Source organism: Streptococcus oralis, from assembly GCF_001579175.1.
Taxonomy (GTDB): domain Bacteria; phylum Bacillota; class Bacilli; order Lactobacillales; family Streptococcaceae; genus Streptococcus; species Streptococcus oralis_O.
Map to the genome: position 1 here is coordinate 253,746 of NZ_KQ970759.1, position 18,016 is coordinate 271,761.

At 40.8% G+C, this 18,016-nt stretch carries 22 protein-coding genes and 1 pseudogene; 21 read left to right on the forward strand and 2 right to left on the reverse strand.

Going from position 1 to position 18,016, the window contains the following annotated elements; genetic code table 11:
- On the forward strand, positions 1-1,279 hold a 1,279-nt coding region (locus tag SORDD24_RS01250; protein WP_231082640.1), incomplete at its 5' end, for a Cna B-type domain-containing protein.
- A 132-nt stretch (positions 1,280-1,411) separates the two neighbouring features.
- On the opposite strand, the gene SORDD24_RS01255 is transcribed toward SORDD24_RS01250, so the two are convergent.
- A complete protein-coding gene (locus tag SORDD24_RS01255; protein WP_061406789.1) occupies positions 1,412-1,771 on the reverse strand; it encodes a DUF3397 domain-containing protein in 360 nt (119 codons plus the stop codon).
- Positions 1,772-1,862: 91 nt separating this feature from the next.
- Here SORDD24_RS01255 and SORDD24_RS01260 point away from each other — a divergent pair, with 91 nt between their 5' ends.
- The 5 genes from SORDD24_RS01260 to SORDD24_RS01280 are packed head-to-tail and all read left to right on the forward strand — an operon-like array spanning position 1,863 to position 6,569.
- A complete protein-coding gene (locus SORDD24_RS01260) occupies positions 1,863-2,819 on the forward strand; it encodes a tRNA modification radical SAM protein MnmL/YtqA (RefSeq protein ID WP_061406791.1) in 957 nt (318 codons plus the stop codon).
- Positions 2,803-3,360 (forward strand): tRNA 5-(aminomethyl)-2-thiouridylate-methyltransferase MnmM, encoded by a 558-nt coding sequence (locus tag SORDD24_RS01265; protein WP_061406793.1) that lies wholly within the window; start codon positions 2,803-2,805, stop codon positions 3,358-3,360. Before SORDD24_RS01260 ends, SORDD24_RS01265 begins: the two co-directional genes overlap by 17 nt.
- Positions 3,353-3,607: a hypothetical protein gene (locus tag SORDD24_RS01270; RefSeq protein ID WP_000361099.1), complete on the forward strand. Its 255-nt coding sequence runs from the start codon at positions 3,353-3,355 to the stop codon at positions 3,605-3,607. Before SORDD24_RS01265 ends, SORDD24_RS01270 begins: the two co-directional genes overlap by 8 nt.
- Before the next feature lie 11 nt (positions 3,608-3,618).
- Entirely contained in the window at positions 3,619-5,673 is a 2,055-nt protein-coding gene (locus SORDD24_RS01275) for a cation:proton antiporter (RefSeq protein ID WP_061406795.1), read from the forward strand.
- Positions 5,674-5,708: 35 nt separating this feature from the next.
- Positions 5,709-6,569 carry a YihY/virulence factor BrkB family protein gene (locus tag SORDD24_RS01280; protein WP_061406797.1) on the forward strand — a complete coding sequence of 287 codons (861 nt, stop codon included), beginning with the start codon at positions 5,709-5,711 and terminating at the stop codon, positions 6,567-6,569.
- A gap of 39 nt (positions 6,570-6,608) precedes the next feature.
- On the opposite strand, the gene queA is transcribed toward SORDD24_RS01280, so the two are convergent.
- Positions 6,609-7,637: a tRNA preQ1(34) S-adenosylmethionine ribosyltransferase-isomerase QueA gene (queA, locus tag SORDD24_RS01285; RefSeq protein ID WP_009013937.1), complete on the reverse strand. Its 1,029-nt coding sequence runs from the start codon at positions 7,635-7,637 to the stop codon at positions 6,609-6,611.
- A 150-nt stretch (positions 7,638-7,787) separates the two neighbouring features.
- Here queA and SORDD24_RS01290 point away from each other — a divergent pair, with 150 nt between their 5' ends.
- The 15 genes and pseudogenes from SORDD24_RS01290 to SORDD24_RS01360 form a co-directional block, all read left to right on the forward strand.
- Positions 7,788-8,495 (forward strand): glucosamine-6-phosphate deaminase, encoded by a 708-nt coding sequence (locus tag SORDD24_RS01290; protein ID WP_061406799.1) that lies wholly within the window; start codon positions 7,788-7,790, stop codon positions 8,493-8,495.
- Positions 8,496-8,571: 76 nt separating this feature from the next.
- Positions 8,572-9,087 (forward strand): hypothetical protein, encoded by a 516-nt coding sequence (locus tag SORDD24_RS01295; RefSeq protein WP_061406801.1) that lies wholly within the window; start codon positions 8,572-8,574, stop codon positions 9,085-9,087.
- A 79-nt stretch (positions 9,088-9,166) separates the two neighbouring features.
- Positions 9,167-9,343 (forward strand): 30S ribosomal protein S21, encoded by a 177-nt coding sequence (rpsU, locus tag SORDD24_RS01300; protein ID WP_000048054.1) that lies wholly within the window; start codon positions 9,167-9,169, stop codon positions 9,341-9,343.
- Positions 9,344-9,473: 130 nt separating this feature from the next.
- Positions 9,474-10,409: an HPr(Ser) kinase/phosphatase gene (gene hprK / locus SORDD24_RS01305; protein WP_000115193.1), complete on the forward strand. Its 936-nt coding sequence runs from the start codon at positions 9,474-9,476 to the stop codon at positions 10,407-10,409.
- A complete protein-coding gene (lgt, locus tag SORDD24_RS01310) occupies positions 10,402-11,190 on the forward strand; it encodes a prolipoprotein diacylglyceryl transferase (protein WP_061406803.1) in 789 nt (262 codons plus the stop codon). Before hprK ends, lgt begins: the two co-directional genes overlap by 8 nt.
- Positions 11,191-11,574 (forward strand): DUF948 domain-containing protein, encoded by a 384-nt coding sequence (locus SORDD24_RS01315; RefSeq protein WP_049538298.1) that lies wholly within the window; start codon positions 11,191-11,193, stop codon positions 11,572-11,574.
- A 15-nt stretch (positions 11,575-11,589) separates the two neighbouring features.
- A complete protein-coding gene (locus tag SORDD24_RS01320; protein WP_061406805.1) occupies positions 11,590-11,988 on the forward strand; it encodes a YtxH domain-containing protein in 399 nt (132 codons plus the stop codon).
- 72 nt (positions 11,989-12,060) lie between these two features.
- On the forward strand, positions 12,061-13,191 hold the full coding sequence (gene hemW, locus SORDD24_RS01325) for a radical SAM family heme chaperone HemW (protein ID WP_061406807.1): 1,131 nt from the start codon (positions 12,061-12,063) through the stop codon (positions 13,189-13,191).
- Positions 13,192-13,195: 4 nt separating this feature from the next.
- A complete protein-coding gene (locus tag SORDD24_RS01330) occupies positions 13,196-13,933 on the forward strand; it encodes an acyl-[acyl-carrier-protein] thioesterase (RefSeq protein WP_061406809.1) in 738 nt (245 codons plus the stop codon).
- 6 nt (positions 13,934-13,939) lie between these two features.
- Positions 13,940-14,713 (forward strand): TIGR01457 family HAD-type hydrolase, encoded by a 774-nt coding sequence (locus SORDD24_RS01335; RefSeq protein ID WP_061406811.1) that lies wholly within the window; start codon positions 13,940-13,942, stop codon positions 14,711-14,713.
- A complete protein-coding gene (locus SORDD24_RS01340) occupies positions 14,703-15,323 on the forward strand; it encodes a TIGR01906 family membrane protein (protein ID WP_061406813.1) in 621 nt (206 codons plus the stop codon). Before SORDD24_RS01335 ends, SORDD24_RS01340 begins: the two co-directional genes overlap by 11 nt.
- Before the next feature lie 216 nt (positions 15,324-15,539).
- Positions 15,540-15,941 (forward strand): Spx/MgsR family RNA polymerase-binding regulatory protein, encoded by a 402-nt coding sequence (locus SORDD24_RS01345; protein ID WP_000631261.1) that lies wholly within the window; start codon positions 15,540-15,542, stop codon positions 15,939-15,941.
- A pseudogene (locus SORDD24_RS01350) lies at positions 15,942-16,219 on the forward strand (UPF0223 family protein). It abuts the gene before it with no gap.
- On the forward strand, positions 16,209-16,982 hold the full coding sequence (locus SORDD24_RS01355) for an inositol monophosphatase family protein (protein ID WP_061406815.1): 774 nt from the start codon (positions 16,209-16,211) through the stop codon (positions 16,980-16,982). Before SORDD24_RS01350 ends, SORDD24_RS01355 begins: the two are co-directional and overlap by 11 nt.
- On the forward strand, positions 16,983-18,016 hold a 1,034-nt coding region (locus SORDD24_RS01360), incomplete at its 3' end, for an RsmF rRNA methyltransferase first C-terminal domain-containing protein (RefSeq protein WP_231082641.1).

Genomic DNA, 18,016 nt, shown 5'->3' on the forward strand with positions numbered 1-18,016 from the left:
TAAAGCAATCGACTACAAAGTAACAAAAGTATGGAACGACGCTAATAACCAAGACGGCAAACGTCCTGAGTCCGTAACGGTTCAACTTTATAAAAAAGTAGGAGATGCTGATCCAGTAGCCGTTGAAGGTAAGAAATTGACCTTGACAGCTAAGGATAAGACCGACGCTAACACTTGGGTAGCATCATTTACAAATCTTCCACAATACGAAGCTGGTAAAGAGATCGCTTACTCAATCAAGGAAGTAGATGTACCAGCTGGCTATGAAGCCTCTGTAACTGGTCAAGTAGTGACTAACACTCACAATCCAGATACAGTTATCCTTTCAGGAACTAAGGTGTGGAAAGATAACAACAACCAAGACGGCAAACGTACATCATCTGTGAAAGTTCAAATTCTTAAAAACGATAAAGAAGTCGTTCAAGAAATTGAAGTATCAGAAGCAACTGGTTGGAAGTTCGAATCAAAAGCACTTCCTAAGTATGAAAATGGTAAACTAATCAAGTATACTGTCAAAGAAGTGGTTGTCAAAGGATATACTTCAACAATCACCACAGAAAAAGAAGGTAAGTACACCATTACCAATGAATATACACCAGAAAAAATTGCTGTAAGTGGACAAAAGACTTGGATTGACAATAACGACCAAGATCGTATCCGTCCAGCATCTATCACAGTGAAGCTACTTGCCAATGGTAAAGATACTGGCAAGACAGCAACAGCCACAGCGGAAACAGGTTGGAAGTATGAATTTATTAATCTGGACCGTTACCAAGATGGTAAAGCAATCGAGTACACAGTCAAAGAAGTTGGTGTTCCTACAGGTTACACAGCTACTGAAACTGGTATGAATGTGACTAACACTCATACACCAGAGAAAACATCTGTAAAAGGTAAGAAGATCTGGAAAGGTGATGAAAACCATAAAGACGCTCGCCCAGCATCTATTACAGTTAAACTACTTGCCAATGGTAAAGATACTGGTAAAACTGCAATAGCTTCAGAAGCAAGTGGTTGGACTTATGAGTTTACAGACCTTGATCGCAATCAAGATGGTAAAGAAATTACCTATACCATTGATGAGGCAGAACTTCCTAAAGGGTATACAAAAGCGGTGGATGGTTACACGATTACGAATACTTACACTCCAGAGAAACCAGGTCCAAAACCTAAACTTCCTAACACTGGCGAAAAAGTATCTAACACAGCAGTAGTTGCAGGACTCGCTTTGATGGCAGTGACTGGTGGATTGTACTTTGTAAGCCGTAAAAATAAATAATCTAGCGTGAGAAAGATAGTTTTCATTTATTTTCTTAGGTTTAACCTGTGATAAAAAGACCAGAGGCTTCCTCTGGTCTTTTTAGGTAAAGGAGTAAAAGAAAAACCCGGTAATTAAATACAGGGTTAGTGATCATTTTACCATCATCAATTCGACAATCATAGCCATGTAGATAATCAGGGTAAGGAGAAAACCTGCTCTCCAGAAGAATTTGATAAATTTAGGGTAATAAAAACTTCTTTTTTTGAGAAGGAAAAAGACTACAAGGAGGATTGCTAGGAGAGAAAGGGCAACACCAAGTCGCGGTAGAAAGTTGTGGGTAAAGGCTTTAGCAGTGATAAGGTAGTACTCGAATACCAAAAGTGGAAAAGCTAGATCCGCGAAATTAAATCCTATTTTCCTAAGTCCGAAAAGCTTGGTGACAATAAAGCAAACCACCAAGGTTAAAATCAATAATAAAATAGATGCTATTTTCATTAAAATCATACCCATATTGTATCATAAAAAAACGCTAAAGGAAATGAGAAACAAGGGAATTTGTAGGAAAGTCAGGCTTTTGAGATTGTTGGTGATTTTTGTTATAATGAAAGTTATGAAATCTTACAATACCTTGAATGATTATTATCGAAAACTTTTTGGAGAAAAGACTTTCAAAGTTCCTATTGATGCGGGATTTGACTGTCCAAATCGGGATGGAACTGTGGCTCATGGGGGCTGTACCTTTTGTACGGTTTCGGGTTCTGGAGATGCCATTGTAGCACCAGATGCCCCTATCCGTGAGCAATTTTATAAGGAAATCGACTTTATGCACCGCAAGTGGCCAGATGTTAAAAAGTATCTGGTTTATTTTCAAAACTTTACCAATACCCATGAAAAGGTGGAAGTGATTCGGGAGCGTTATGAACAAGCCATTAACGAACCTGGTGTAGTGGGAATCAATATCGGAACACGCCCAGACTGTTTACCCGATGAAACCATCGAATATTTGGCTGAGTTATCAGAACGCATGCATGTGACGGTAGAATTGGGCTTGCAGACCACCTTTGAAGCAACCTCTGACCTGATTAACCGTGCTCATTCTTATGAATTGTACGTGGAAACAGTCAAACGCTTGAGGAAATATCCTAAGATTGAGATTGTTTCCCATCTGATCAACGGCCTGCCTAGGGAAACTCATGAGATGATGGTCGAAAATGTCCGTCGCTGTGTTACGGATAATGATATTCAAGGAATTAAACTGCACTTGCTCCATCTTATGACCAATACGCGTATGCAAAGAGATTACCACGAAGGACGCTTGCAACTGATGAGTCAGGATGAGTATGTCAAGGTCATTTGTGACCAACTGGAAATCATTCCCAAGAATATCGTTATTCATCGGATCACAGGAGATGCACCTAGAGATATGTTGATTGGCCCCATGTGGAGCCTCAATAAATGGGAAGTGCTAAATGCTATTGAAACTGAAATGAGACGTCGAGGAAGTGTTCAAGGATGCAAGGCTGTAAAACAGGAGTTTGGAAATGAAAAGACCACTTGAGATGGCACATGATTTTTTGGCTGAAGTCGTGACAAAAGAGGATATCGTTGTGGATGCGACCATGGGGAATGGACATGACACGCTTTTTTTAGCCAAGCTAGCCAAGCAAGTCTATGCCTTTGATATTCAAGAGCAAGCTTTGGAGAAAACCCAAGACCGTTTAAATGAAGCTGGTTTAGAAAATGTCCAGTTGATTTTGCAAGGACATGAGACACTTGACCAGTTTGTGACAGAAGCTAAGGCAGGGATTTTTAATCTGGGTTATTTGCCTTCTGCTGACAAATCCGTCATCACCAAACCTCAGACTACCATGGAAGCACTTGAAAAGCTCTGTCATTTGCTTGTCAAGGGTGGACGGATTGCCATTATGATTTATTATGGTCATGAGGGAGGAGACACCGAGAGGGATGCTGTTTTGGACTTTGTGAGTCAGTTGAACCAACAAGAGTACACAGTTGTGATTTATCGAACCCTCAACCAAGTCAATAATCCCCCGTTTTTAGTTATGATTGAGAAATTAGAAAGATATAGGCATGGATAAACAATACCTACGTGAGAAATTAGAGGCGATGCGCCAAAATTTTGTCGAGTCAACGCAGCATGAGCGAGCGGTTGGAGTACTCGACGAAGAGCATATGAGTAAGAAAATGCTCAAAATCAAGAAAAAGTTAGTAGCTCTTGAAATGGAACGGTGCCAGAAAAAAATTGAGCACAAAGACTGTTCCAAGATTGATCAGAAAATCCAAGAGCAGAAGGAGATATTTGAATCTTGCTGTAAAAAAGACTAAGGAGGAATTGCGTGGAATTACTCATTTACCTGATTCTATTTTTATTTGTCTTAATTGTTTCCAGTACGACTAATAAACTCTTGCCTTTTTTACCCCTCCCTCTAGTACAAATTCTTTTGGGAATTGGCATTGGTCTCTTTTTACCAAATACTGACTTTCATCTCAATACCGAGCTGTTTTTGGCAGTTGTTATTGGTCCCCTACTCTTTCGAGAAGCTCAAGAAGCAGATATTACATCTGTTTTAAAACACTGGCGTATCATTGTTTATTTAATTTTTCCAGTGATTTTCATCTCTACCCTGAGTTTGGGAGCCTTGGCCCATTTCCTTTGGCTCAGCCTTCCCTTAGCTGCCTGCGTGGCTGTTGGGGCAGCGCTTGGTCCGACGGATTTAGTTGCCTTTGCTTCTCTTTCTGAACGCTTTCGTTTTCCTAAACGTGTATCCAATATCCTCAAAGGAGAAGGACTTTTAAATGATGCTTCTGGTTTGGTTGCCTTTCGGGTGGCTCTGGCTGCATGGACAACAGGCGCTTTTTCCCTCAGTCAGGCTGGAACTTCCCTAGCCCTTTCTATCCTTGGTGGTTTTGTGGTCGGTTTTGTGACGGCAATAATTAATCGTTTCCTACATACATTTTTACTGAGTCTGCGAGCGACGGATATAGCGAGTGAACTTTTGCTTGAACTGAGTTTGCCTCTTATGACCTTTTTTATCGCCGAAGAAATCCATGTTTCAGGGATTATCGCAGTTGTAGTTGCAGGGATTTTGAAGGCCAGTCGTTTCAAGAAAATTACACTCCTCGAAGCCCAAGTAGATACCGTTACTGATACTGTTTGGCATACCGTGACCTTTATGCTCAATGGATCTGTCTTTGTCATCTTGGGAATAGAATTGGAAATGATAGCAGAACCTATCCTGACCAATCCCCTTTATAATCCCCTACTCTTATTGGTATCGGTTGTTTTACTGACATTCTTACTTTTTGCCATTCGCTTTGTCATGATTGCTGGTTTTTACTTTGTGAGGACGCGTCGACTTAAGAAAAAAATTCATAAGTACATGAAAGATATGCTTCTTTTGACCTTCTCTGGTGTTAAAGGGACAGTATCTATCGCGACCATTCTCCTCATACCAAGTCATTTGGAGCAGGAATATCCTCTCTTACTTTTCCTTGTAGCGGGTGTCACGCTATTAAGCTTTCTAACAGGTCTTTTAGTTCTTCCCCACCTTTCCGAGGAGCAAGAAGAAACCAAGGATTACCTCATGCACATTGCAATTTTAAATGAGGTCACAGGAGAGTTAGAAAAAGAACTGGAAGGGCATAAGAACAAACTACCCCTTTATGCGGCTATTGATAATTATCACGGTCGAATTGAGAACCTAATCCTTAGTCAAGAAAATAAAAGCGCCCAAGAGGACTGGGAGGCTTTAAAACTCCTCATCTTGAGTATCGAAAGCGATGGTTTAGAGCAGGCTTACGAGGAAGGAAAAATCGGTGAGCGTGGCTATCAAGTTTACCAACGCTATTTGAAAAATATGGAACAGAGCATCAATCGCAAGGTGGCTTCCCGCCTAACATATTACTTCCTTGTATCCCTCCGTATCTTGCGTTTTGTCCTGCATGAATTGCTGACCTTTGGCCAGACCTTCCGTAGTTGGAATGACAAGGAGCAACGTCGCCTTCGAGCTATTGATTATGATCAAATATCCGAACTCTATCTGGAGAATACGGAGTTGATTATCGAAAGTTTGGAAAACCTAAAAGGAATCTACAAGAGTAGTCTGATTAGCTTTATGCAGGAGTCTCGCTTGCGTGAAACAGCTATAATCGGTAGTGGGGCCTTTGTCGAACGTGTTATTACTCGTATCAAACCAAACAATATCGATGAAATGCTAAGAGGTTACTACCTAGAACGTAAGTTAATCTTTGAATACGAAGAGAAGAAATTGATTACGACCAAGTATGCCAAGAAATTACGGCAAAATGTCAACAATCTTGAAAATTATTCTCTAAAAGAAGCCGCAAATACCCTACCCTATGATATGATGGAATTAGTCAGAAGAAATTAGTTTAGAAAATTAAATTGTATTAGGAGGATCGCAACATGAAAAAGTGGTGGAAAGAGCTGATGGAACGGCCCTTGTTGAAAGCTTTTTTACATTTTTATCAAGCTTCCGATAGTGAACTGACCAGTGTTGCGGTTGCCTACTATTGGTTGATTTCAATCTTTCCCTTACTGATGATAGTGGTCAATATTTTGCCCTATTTTCAAATTCCGATTTCAAATTTTTTGCTCACCATCAAGGAATTTGTACCAGATACAGTCTATGATGTGGTTGCAAAGATTGTCCGAGAAGTCCTGACTCAACCATCGACTGGTTTGCTGAGTTTTGCAGTCTTGTCTGCACTTTGGACCTTCTCGAAATCGATGGATTTTCTCCAAAAAGCCTTTAATAAGGCCTATGGAGTAGCCAAGAGCCGAGGAATTATCTCCCATCAATTGATGAGTTTACTCGTCAGCTTTGGCTTGCAAATTCTTTTTGCCTTAGCCTTATTTTTGAGTATGTTTGGGCGTATGTTGCTTAATCTCCTCAAAACTTACTGGCAATCAGACAGTCCTTTCTTTAATTATCTACAGGACTTTACAGGCCCTTTGATTTATGCCTTGCTCTTTGCCATCTTGGTCATGCTTTACTATTTCCTTCCAAATGTCAGAGTCCCTCGTATTCGCTACGTTTTTCCAGGTAGTATCTTTGTCTTACTGACTCTTGTCTTTCTGTTGAATATCTTTTCTGTCTATTTCAATAACTATGTCAACCATTTAATCGATGTCCGATTTTTCAGTTCCATTATCGTGGTGGTCATGATGTTCTGGTTTATTCTCATTGCAAAGATTTTAATTATCGGAGCAGTTATCAATGCCAGTGTGCAGAGTTTGAAGGATCCAAAGTTCAGTATGGAATAATTAGAAAAATCCCTATTAGGTTTCCTAATAGGGATTTTCTTAATAGATAAACATAGCATCACCAAAGCTAAAGAAGCGGTAGTGTTCTTGGATGGCATGGTGGTAAGCATCTAGAACTAAGTCCCGACCAGCAAAGGCTGAAACTAGCATGACCAGAGTTGATTTTGGAAGGTGGAAGTTGGTTGAGAAGGCGTCTACAACCTTCCACTCGTAACCGGGTTTGATAAAGATATTGGTCCAGCCAGAATCTGCTTGGATTTGTCCGTCAAACTTAGAGCCGATGGTTTCCAGTGTGCGGATCGATGTAGTTCCAACAGCGATGACACGGCCTCCATTTTCCTTGACAGATCGAAGGGTGGCTGCTGCTTCATCAGAAAGTTGATAGAACTCTGAGTGCATTTCATGTTCGTCCAGATTGTCAACAGAAACGGGTCTAAAGGTTCCTAAACCAACGTGGAGGGTCAAATAAACCAAATGGACACCCTTGGCTTGGATTTCTGCTAGCAGTTCTTTGGTGAAGTGCAATCCAGCAGTAGGTGCAGCAGCAGAGCCACTTTCCTTAGCGTAGACGGTTTGATAACGTTCACGGTCATCCAATTTTTCGTGGATATAGGGTGGTAGTGGCATTTCACCCAGACTTTCCAAAACTTCTAGGAAAATTCCTTGGTATTCAAAGCGGACAATGCGGCCCCCGTGGGTCAATTCTTCCGTAACGACAGCGCTGAGACGACCATCTCCAAAGCTGACGCGAGTACCGACCTTGAGGCGTTTGGCAGGTTTAGCTAGGACTTCCCACTCATCACCAGCAGTATTTTTAAGAAGGAGAAGCTCCACGTGGCCACCTGTTTCTTCCTTTTGACCATAGAGGCGGGCTGGGAGAACACGGGTGTCGTTCATGACAAGGGCATCACCTGGTTCCAACATATCAATAATAGAGTGGAAGTGTTTATCCTGAAATTCTCCCGTCTCACGATTGACGATGAGGAGTTTAGAGGCATCACGTTTTTCAAGGGGTGTTTGGGCAATCAATTCCTCAGGCAAGTGGAAATCAAAATCAGCTGTATTCATTTTTTTCATCATTCTTTCTAACTTCTAATCTTATCCATTATAACACGTTTCAAGTTTGGACGCTCTTTTTTGGGAAAATAAATCGTTTTCACTTGACAAAAATTGGTCTATACCATATAATAAATATAGATTAAAATGGAGGATGAAAAGATGAAAGTTATTAAAGTTGAAAACCAAATCGAAGGTGGAAAAGTAGCTTTTGAGATTTTGAAGGAAAAATTGGCCAATGGTGCTCAAACATTAGGACTTGCAACGGGAAGCAGCCCGCTTGAATTTTACAAGGAAATCGTTGAGAGTGACCTTGATTTTTCAAACCTAACCAGTGTAAACCTCGATGAGTATGTTGGGCTTGATGGGGACAATCCACAATCTTACCGTTACTTCATGCAAGAAAACTTGTTCAACCAAAAGCCATTTAAAGAAAGCTTCTTGCCACGTGGTGTTAAGGATAATGCTGAAGCTGAAGTTGAACGCTACAACCAAATTTTGGCTGACCATCCAGTTGATTTGCAAATCTTGGGAATTGGTCGCAATGGACATATCGGCTTTAATGAGCCAGGTACTCCATTTAACAGTCAAACACATTTAGTAGAACTTGATCAATCTACAATCGAAGCGAATGCTCGCTTCTTTGACAAGATTGAAGACGTCCCAACTCAAGCCATTTCGATGGGAATTAAAAATATCTTGGATGCCAAGTCTATCCTTCTCTTTGCTTACGGTGAGTCGAAAGCAGAAGCCATTGCCGGAACAGTGTCTGGCCCAGTGACTGAAAGTCTACCAGCAAGCAGCCTCCAAAACCACCCTGACGTAACCATCATTGCAGATGCAGAAGCGTTAAGCTTACTTGAAAAATAAATTCTCAACCACTTGCTCTTTGGAGTGAGTGGTTTTAGACATATAAAACTTCAACATTACGTTAGGGGGCCACCACATGAATAATAAAGAAGAATTTCTAAAAGTAAAAGAAGCGTATAAGAGCGCTAGAACGGAAGAAAGAAATAAAATAATACAGTTTATTACAAAGAAGAAAGATAAGGAAGGGAATTCTCTTTTTACTAAGTCAAAAGATAAACCATTTAATACAAGAAATCAATATTTAGGAGGCGTAGGAAATAAAAAGTACACCTCGGGTAGTAGATTATCTAGACCGTATGATTTATCAAATCATATGTGGATTGATTTGTCATATAAAGGAAATGATATACTAATCTCTTTACAGTCTTTTGATATTGATCCAAATAAAAATAAAAATCTTCACGTCTTATATGATAGAGTAGGCATCTTATTTGAACAATCTAAAAAAATTCCAATTTTTAAAGATTGTTATACAATAACTAAAGTTAGTGATGCTTTTCTTAAAATGGAAACAACAAACTGGGAATTACCTTTATCTGAAGTAGATATGGAGGAGATGGTGAACTATATTATTAATCATTATGAAGAATAAAAAACTTAGTTTCCTCTTGACATTTATTCATTTTGCATGTAAAATAGAATAGATCTTGAACTTGAAGGGAGTGAAAAAAATGTCTAAAACAGTAGTACGTAAGAATGAATCTCTTGACGATGCACTTCGTCGTTTCAAACGTGCGGTTACTAAAGCTGGTACTCTTCAAGAAACACGCAAACGTGAATTCTATGAAAAACCTTCTGTAAAACGTAAACGTAAATCAGAAGCAGCTCGTAAACGTAAAAAATTCTAATTAGAAATGAAAGGCTAGACTTGTCTAGTCTTTTTATTTTCAAATAAATACTGTAAATCCTGCAAAAAAAGGAAACTTCCAACTACAATTTGATATAATAGTAAGGAGAACTCGATTGAAGGAGGAAATTATGTCGGTTTTAGTAAGAGAAGTAATTGAAAAGCTCAGACTAGACATTGTATATGGCGAAGGCGAATTGCTTGAAAAAGAAATCAACACAGCGGACATTACGAGACCTGGTCTTGAAATGACGGGCTATTTTGATTACTACACTCCAGAACGGATCCAGCTTTTGGGGATGAAGGAGTGGTCCTATTTGGTTAGTATGCCTTCTCAAAACCGTTATCAAGTTTTGAAAAAAATGTTTCTGCCAGAAACACCAGCGGTCATCGTAGCCCGTGGCTTGGTAGTTCCAGAAGAAATGTTGAAGGCTGCTAGGGAATGCAAGATTGCGATTTTAACCAGTCGGACAGCAACCAGTCGTTTGTCTGGAGAGTTATCTAGTTATCTTGATTCCCGTTTAGCTAAACGTACCAGTGTACATGGTGTCTTGATGGATATCTATGGCATGGGAGTCTTGATCCAAGGGGATAGTGGTATCGGTAAGAGTGAGACAGGTCTTGAACTCGTGAAGCGTGGTCACCGTCTAGTAGCGGATGACCGTGTCGATATTTATTCCAAGGATGAGATGACTCTTTGGGGAGAACCAGCTGAAATTTTAAGGCATCTGCTTGAGATTCGTGGAGTTGGGATTATCGATGTTATGAGTCTCTATGGAGCAAGCGCTGTAAAAGATTCTTCACAAGTTCAACTGGCTGTCTATTTGGAAAATTACGATACCCATAAGACTTTTGACCGTCTAGGAAACAATGCCGAAGAATTAGAAGTTTCTGGTGTAGCTATTCCACGTATCCGCATCCCGGTAAAAACAGGACGCAATATCTCTGTTGTTATTGAGGCGGCAGCAATGAACTATCGTGCTAAGGAAATGGGCTTTGATGCGACACGTTTATTTGAAGAACGTTTGACAAATCTGATCGCTCAAAATGAGGTGAAACATGATTAATCCAGTTGCATTTGAAATCGGACCTTTTTCCATTCGTTGGTATGCCCTATGTATTGTGGCAGGCTTGGTCTTGGCAGTCTATCTTGCCATGAAAGAAGCTCCTAAAAAGAAAATTTTGTCAGATGACATTCTAGATTTTATCTTAATTGCCTTTCCTATTGCAATTTTAGGTGCCAGACTTTACTATGTGCTCTTCCGCTTAGATTACTATCTTCAAAATCCAGGTGATGTGATTGCCATCTGGAATGGCGGTTTGGCCATTTACGGAGGTTTGATAGCGGGCGCTATTGTACTCTATATCTTTGCGGATAGAAAATTAATCAATACTTGGGACTTTCTAGATATTGCGGCACCGAGCGTTCTGATTGCCCAAAGTTTAGGACGCTGGGGAAATTTCTTTAACCAAGAAGCCTACGGTGCAGCAGTAGATGGTTTGGATTATTTGCCAGGCTTCATTCGTGACCAGATGTACATTGATGGTAGCTACCGTCAGCCGACCTTCTTATATGAGTCGGTTTGGAATCTGATCGGTTTTGCTTTGATTCTGATTTTTAGACGAAAATTGAAGGGAATCAGACGTGGTCATATCACTGCTTTCTACTTGATTTGGTATGGTTTTGGTCGTATGATTATCGAAGGAATGCGAACAGATAGTCTCATGTTCTTTGGTCTGCGAGTTTCCCAATGGTTATCAGTTATCCTTATCGGACTCGGTATTTTTATCATACTTTATCAAAATCGAAAGAAAGCCCCTTTCTATCATACAGAGGAGGAAAACTAAATGTTAGAAGTTGCTTATATTCTTGTTGCCATTGCTTTGATTGTCTGTTTAGTCTATTTGACAATCACGATTCAAAAAGCAGGTCGAATGATTGATGAGACGGAGAAAACCATCAAAACCTTGTCTTCAGATGTAGATGTTACCTTACATCATACCAATGAATTGTTGGTAAAAGTTAATGTCTTGGTTGACGATATCAATGTTAAGGTTGCGACGATCGACCCACTCTTTACGGCTGTAGCAGACTTATCTGAGTCAGTGTCTGATCTCAATAGTCAAGCACGTGTCTTGAGCAAAAAAGCTTCATCAGCCGGATCAAAAACACTTAAGACGGGTGCTGGATTATCTGCACTCCGTGTCGCAAGTAAATTTTTCAAAAAATAAAAAAGGAGAAATCTCATGGGAAAACTATCCTCTATCCTTTTAGGAACCGTTTCAGGTGCAGCTCTGGCCTTGTTCTTAACCAGTGACAAGGGCAAGCAAGTTTGCAGTCAAGCTCAAGATTTTCTAGATGACCTGAGAGAAGATCCAGAATATGCTAGAGAGCAGGTTTGTGAAAAACTAACAGAAGTGAAGGAACAGGCAACGGACTTTGTGCTGAAAACAAAGGAACAAGTAGAATCTGGTGAAATCACTTTTGACAGTGTCCTTGATCAAGCCAAAACATGTGCACGACAAGCGACAGAAGCGTCAAAGGAAACCTTTAACAATCTCAAGGAGCAGTGGCAAGACCAGTCAGCAACTCCAGATATCGTAGAAGACGAAGAAGAGATTATTATTGATATTACAGAAGAATAAAACATCACCATCTCTGGTTCTGGAGATGGTGATTTTTATCTGGAAACCAGTCTTTGTGGTATAATAAATACTATGCAGAAAAAACCAACGTCAGCCTATGTGCATATTCCCTTTTGCACACAGATTTGTTATTATTGTGACTTTTCAAAAGTTTTTATCAAGAATCAACCAGTAGATAGTTACTTGGAGCATCTGCTAGAGGAGTTTCGTTCTTATGATATCCAAAAGTTACGAACCCTCTACATTGGAGGTGGGACGCCAACGGCTTTGTCAGCTCCGCAATTAGAAGTGCTCCTGGATGGCTTGACTAAAAACTTGGACTTGTCTGTCTTGGAAGAGTTGACCATTGAGGCCAATCCAGGAGATTTGGACGAGGATAAGATTGCGGTTTTGAAACAGTCGCCAGTCAATCGTGTCTCTCTAGGTGTGCAGACTTTTGATGACAAGATGCTGAAAAAGATTGGGCGCAGTCATTTGGAAAAGGATATTTATGAGAATATCGACCGGCTCAAACTGGCTGGTTTTGACAATATCTCCATCGACTTGATCTACGCTCTTCCAGGTCAGACCATGGAACAGGTCAAGGACAATGTGGCTAAGGCTATCTCGCTTGATATTCCTCATATGAGTCTTTATAGCTTGATTTTGGAGAATCATACGGTCTTTATGAACCGCATGCGACGTGGGAAATTGCCCCTGCCCAAGGAAGAGTTAGAAGCAGAGATGTTTGAGTACATCATTGCAGAACTGGAGCGAGCTGATTTTGAGCATTATGAGATTTCCAATTTCTCCAAACCTGGATTTGAAAGTCGCCACAATCTCATGTACTGGGATAATGCCGAGTATTATGGTATCGGTGCGGGTGCTTCAGGTTATGTGGACGGAGTGCGTTATAAAAACCACGGTCCTATCCGCCACTATCTCAATGCAGTAGAGGCAGGAAATGCTCGGATTACAGAAGAACACCTGAGTCAAAGGGAGCAGATGGAAGAAGAAATGTTTCTGGGACTCCGGAAAAAATCCGGGGTTTCCATGGCGCGATTTGAGGAAAAATTCGAACGGTCCTTTGATGAACTTTATGGCGGAATCATCAGAGACTTGATTCAACAAGGTCTCATGCAGATCGATGGTGATCGTGTCCGAATGACAAAGAGAGGTCTCTTCTTGGGAGACACAGTAGCAGAACGATTTATTTTGGAGTAGAACGATGGGCTTAACTTATCAAATGAAAATGAAAATTCCTTTTGATATGGCGGACATGAACGGTCATATCAAGCTGCCAGATGTGATTTTGCTGTCCCTGCAAGTATCAGGTATGCAATCGATTGAGCTGGGAGTCAGTGACAAGGACGTCTTGGAACGCTACAATCTGGTCTGGATTATCACGGATTATGAGATTGACGTGGTACGTTTGCCTCGCTTTGCTGAGGAGATTACGATTGAAACGGAAGCCTTGAGCTACAATCGTCTCTTTTGCTATCGTCGCTTCACTCTCTACGATGAAGCAGGTCAAGAAATGATTCACATGTTAGCAACCTTTGTTCTCATGGACCGCAATAGTCGGAAAGTTCATGGAGTCGAGCCTGAGATTGTTGCGCCTTACCAGTCAGAATTTGATAAAAAACTGATCCGTGGGCCGAAGTATGCAAATCTAGAAGATCCAATCAGTAAAGACTACCATGTTCGTTTTTACGATTTGGATATGAATGGTCATGTCAATAATAGTAAATATCTAGACTGGATTTTTGAGGTCATGGGAGCCGATTTTCTAACCAACTATATTCCAAAGAAAATCAATCTCAAGTATGTCAAAGAAGTGCGACCGGGTGGCATGATTGCCTCAGCTTATGAACTCAAGGGACTAGAAAGCAAGCATCAGATTATCAGTGATGGCGAGATCAATGCCCAAGCTAGGATTACTTGGCAAGAAATAAAAAAGGACTAAAGAGAGATGACATATAAAGGTTATTTAATTGATTTAGACGGAACCATTTACAAGGGGAAAGAACGAATTCCAGCAGGTGAGGCTTTTGTGCATGAATTGCAAAAGCGAGAAATTCCTTATCTCTTTGTAACCAACAATACAACCCGAACTCCAGAGAGTGTTCAAGAGATGTTGGCTCAGAATTTTAATATTAATACCCCTCTATCAACTGTCTATACAGCAACCTTGGCAACCATAGACTATATGAATGACTTGGGACTGGAAAAGACAGTCTATGTCATCGGTGAAGCGGGGCTCAAGGATGCCATTAAGGAGGCTGGTTATGTCGAAGACAAGGAAAATCCAGCCTATGTGGTAGTTGGACTGGATTGGCAAGTCGACTATGAAAAATTTGCGACGGCGACTCTAGCCATTCAAAAGGGGGCTCACTTTATCGGAACCAACCCTGACCTCAATATCCCGACGGAACGTGGTCTCTTGCCTGGTGCTGGTTCACTAATTACACTTCTTGAAGTAGCAACACGAGTGAAACCAGTTTATATCGGAAAACCAAATGCTATCATTATGGACAAGGCAGTTGAGCACTTAGGTTTGAGAAGAGAAGACTTGCTCATGGTTGGGGACAATTACCTGACAGATATCCGAGCAGGGATTGACAATGGCATTCCAACGCTCTTGGTGACGACAGGTTTTACCAAGGCAGAAGAAGTGGCGGGCTTGCCAATTGCACCAACTCATGTGGTGTCTAGCCTTGCGGAGTGGAATTTTGATGAAAACTAAACTGACCTTTTGGGGAAGTATGCTCTTTTTCCTCTCCCTTTCTATCCTACTGACCATTTATCTGGCATGGATTTTCTATCCTTTGGAAATTCAGTGGCTGAACTTAGCGGATCGAGTCTATCTAAAGCCCGAAACCATTCAGTACAATTTTCATATCTTGATGAATTACCTGACCAATCCCTTTAGTCAGGTTTTAGAGATGCCAGATTTTCGTTCATCAGCGGCAGGTCTACACCACTTTGCGGTGGTGAAGAATCTCTTTCACCTAGTTCAACTAGTTGCTCTAGCTACACTTCCAAGTTTCTATTTCTTTGTTATAAAGATAGTGAAAAAAGGCTTTTTAGCCCTATATCGTAAAAGTATCCTGATTCTAGTGCTATTGCCTCTAGTCATTGGGCTTGTAGGAGTGTTGATTGGTTTTGAACAATTCTTTACGCTTTTCCATCAGATTCTCTTTGTGGGAGATGATACCTGGCTTTTTGATCCAGCAAAGGATCGAGTTATTCTGATTTTACCAGAGATTTTCTTCCTTCATGCCTTTGTACTTTTCTTTGCTTTGTATGAAGGAATATTCAGTTTCCTTCTTGTCGAGGCTTCGAGGAAAAAGTAGATAACATTCTGTATTTTTAATAAAAACCGAGAGAAGTCGCTCTGCTCCCTATTTATTGTTAGGTTATCCTAAAGATAAACTTGCAAAGCAGGAGATTTTTGCAGAAAACAGTCTATTTTCTATGAAAAAATAGGCTTTTTTTCTAAAAATACCTAGTCAAGCGCTTTATTTTTTGTATAATAGAAATAGCAAGTATAGATAAAAGAAGAGAAAAGCATGATTACACTATTTTTATCACCGAGTTGTACATCATGTCGTAAGGCAAAGGCTTGGTTAGAGACGCATAAAGTGCCCTTTCAAGAGCATAATATTATGACTAGTCCTTTAACAAGAAAAGAATTACAACATATTCTTTCCTTGACCGAAAATGGTACTGATGACATCATTTCAACTCGTTCAAAAATCTTCCAAAAATTAGATATTGATGTAGAGAGTATCTCGGTATCGGAGTTGCTTCAGTTGATTGAGCAATATCCTAGTCTTTTGCGTCGCCCAATTATTATAGATACCAAACGCATGCAGATCGGTTTTAATGAAGATGAGATTCGTGCTTTTCTCCCTCGTAGTTACCGTAAACAAGAATTGAAAGAAGCAACATTGAGAGCTGGTATAGGATAGATGAACAAACAGTATAGTTACCCACTAGATTTGTCGTGGAGCACTGAAGAACTTGCTTCAGTGCTTTCTTTTTTTAATGATGTTGAAGCTGCTTATGAAGATAAGGTAGAAGCAAAAAACTGCTAGATTCTTACAAGAAATTTAAGTCTGTGGTTCCAAGCAAAAGTGAAGAAAAGCGCCTAGGTCGCGAATTTGAAACGGCTAGCGGTTATTCCTTCTATCATGCAGTTCAATTAGCAAAAGAAAAAAGAGAAGGGAAGATTTCTCTTGGAAACTAAATTTGAATTTGCCAAACAGATTGTGCAGGACGCTGCTGACTATATTTTGGCTCACATGAAAGAAGATTTGCAGGTTGAGCGCAAGTCTTCCCCTACAGACTTGGTGACGCGTTTGGACAAGGAGGTTCAGGATCTCTTGGTTGGTAGAATTTTAGCATCTTATCCAGAAGACTTGATTTGTGCGGAAGAGGGCTGTTTGCGTACGGCAGTCGGCCAGGGGAATGTTTGGGTGATTGATCCCATTGACGGTACCAATAACTTTGTTGCCCAGAAGGAAGATTTTGCCGTGATGTTGGCCTACTTTGAAAATGGGGTTGGGAAATTTGGTATCATTTATGATGTCATGAAAGGGGATTGTTACCATGGTGGTGGTGACTTTCCTCCATGTCGTAATAATGAGACCTTACCAACTTTTAAAAAGAAACCTCTTCAAGAATTTTTAGTGGCTGGTAACTCAGGCATGTTTGAAACCAATGAGTGGGGCTTGGCGGATTTGGGTAGAGCAGCGTTGGGAGTCCGTGTCTATGGTAGTGCAGCCATTAGTTTTGCCAAGGTTTTGTCTGGTCGTCTGCTGACTTATATTACCTATTTGCAACCTTGGGATTACGCTGCTGCAAGTATCCTAGGGGAAAGTCTGGGCTATCGTCTTCTTACAGTTTCTGGTGAGCCTGTTGATTTTCAAACACGCCAGCCGGTCATGTTGGTGCCAATCGAAATGCAAGAAGAGATTCAGTCCTACATTTATGAAAGGAAAGAAATTTAAATGCAATTTCCAGAAGGATTTGTTGAAAAATATGAAGCCCTACTAGGAGATGAGGCAAGAGACTTTCTTGCCTCTTTTAAGCAGGAAGCGGTTTCGGCTTTCCGGGTCAATCCCTTAAAAGAAGACCAAGCCGCGTTCACAGATGCCATTCCTCATACACCTTGGGGGCATTACGGTAAGGTTTCTGGGAAATCTCCAGAACATGTGACTGGCTTGGTCTATTCACAAGAGCCGGCTGCCCAGATGGTGGCTCAGGTAGTAGCACCGATTCCTGGTATGAAAGTCTTGGACTTGGCAGCAGCACCAGGTGGCAAGTCGACTCAATTAGCATCCTACCTAGCAGGGGATGGTATTCTTGTTTCCAATGAAATTTCAAGCAAACGAGCCAAGATTTTGGTGGAAAATATGGAGCGCTTTGGGGCGACAAATGTCGTAGTGACCAACGAATCGGCTGACCGATTGGCTAAGGTTTTCAAAGGCTATTTTGATGTGATTGTCTTAGATGCACCTTGCTCAGGAGAAGGGATGTTTCGTAAACAACCAGATGCTATGGACTATTGGAATCTAGACTATCCTCGTCAATGTGCTAGTTTGCAACGTGAAATTTTGGAAGACGCAGTCACCATGTTGGCAGAAGGTGGTCGTCTCGTTTATTCGACCTGCACATGGGCACCAGAGGAAAATGAGGAAATCGTTCACTGGCTACTGGATGAGTATGATTTTGACCTGATTCCTATTGAACTCATCAATGGTATGGTTCAGGGGATTGACCTTCCTGAAACGGCTCGGATGTATCCTCATCGTTTTAAGGGGGAAGGGCAGTTTGTTGCCCACTTGCAGTTTAAGGGAGAAAATCCTGAACCGAAGTGGAAACCTAGCAAGAGCAATCTCGGCCGTGAACAGCTGAACTTATGGCAAGAATTTGCTCAGAAACACCTAAAGATAGACTTGACGGGTGTTTTACAAACTTTTGGAGATCAGTTGTATCTGCTTCCAGCAGACTTACCAGATTTAGGAAAACTCAGGATTGCTCG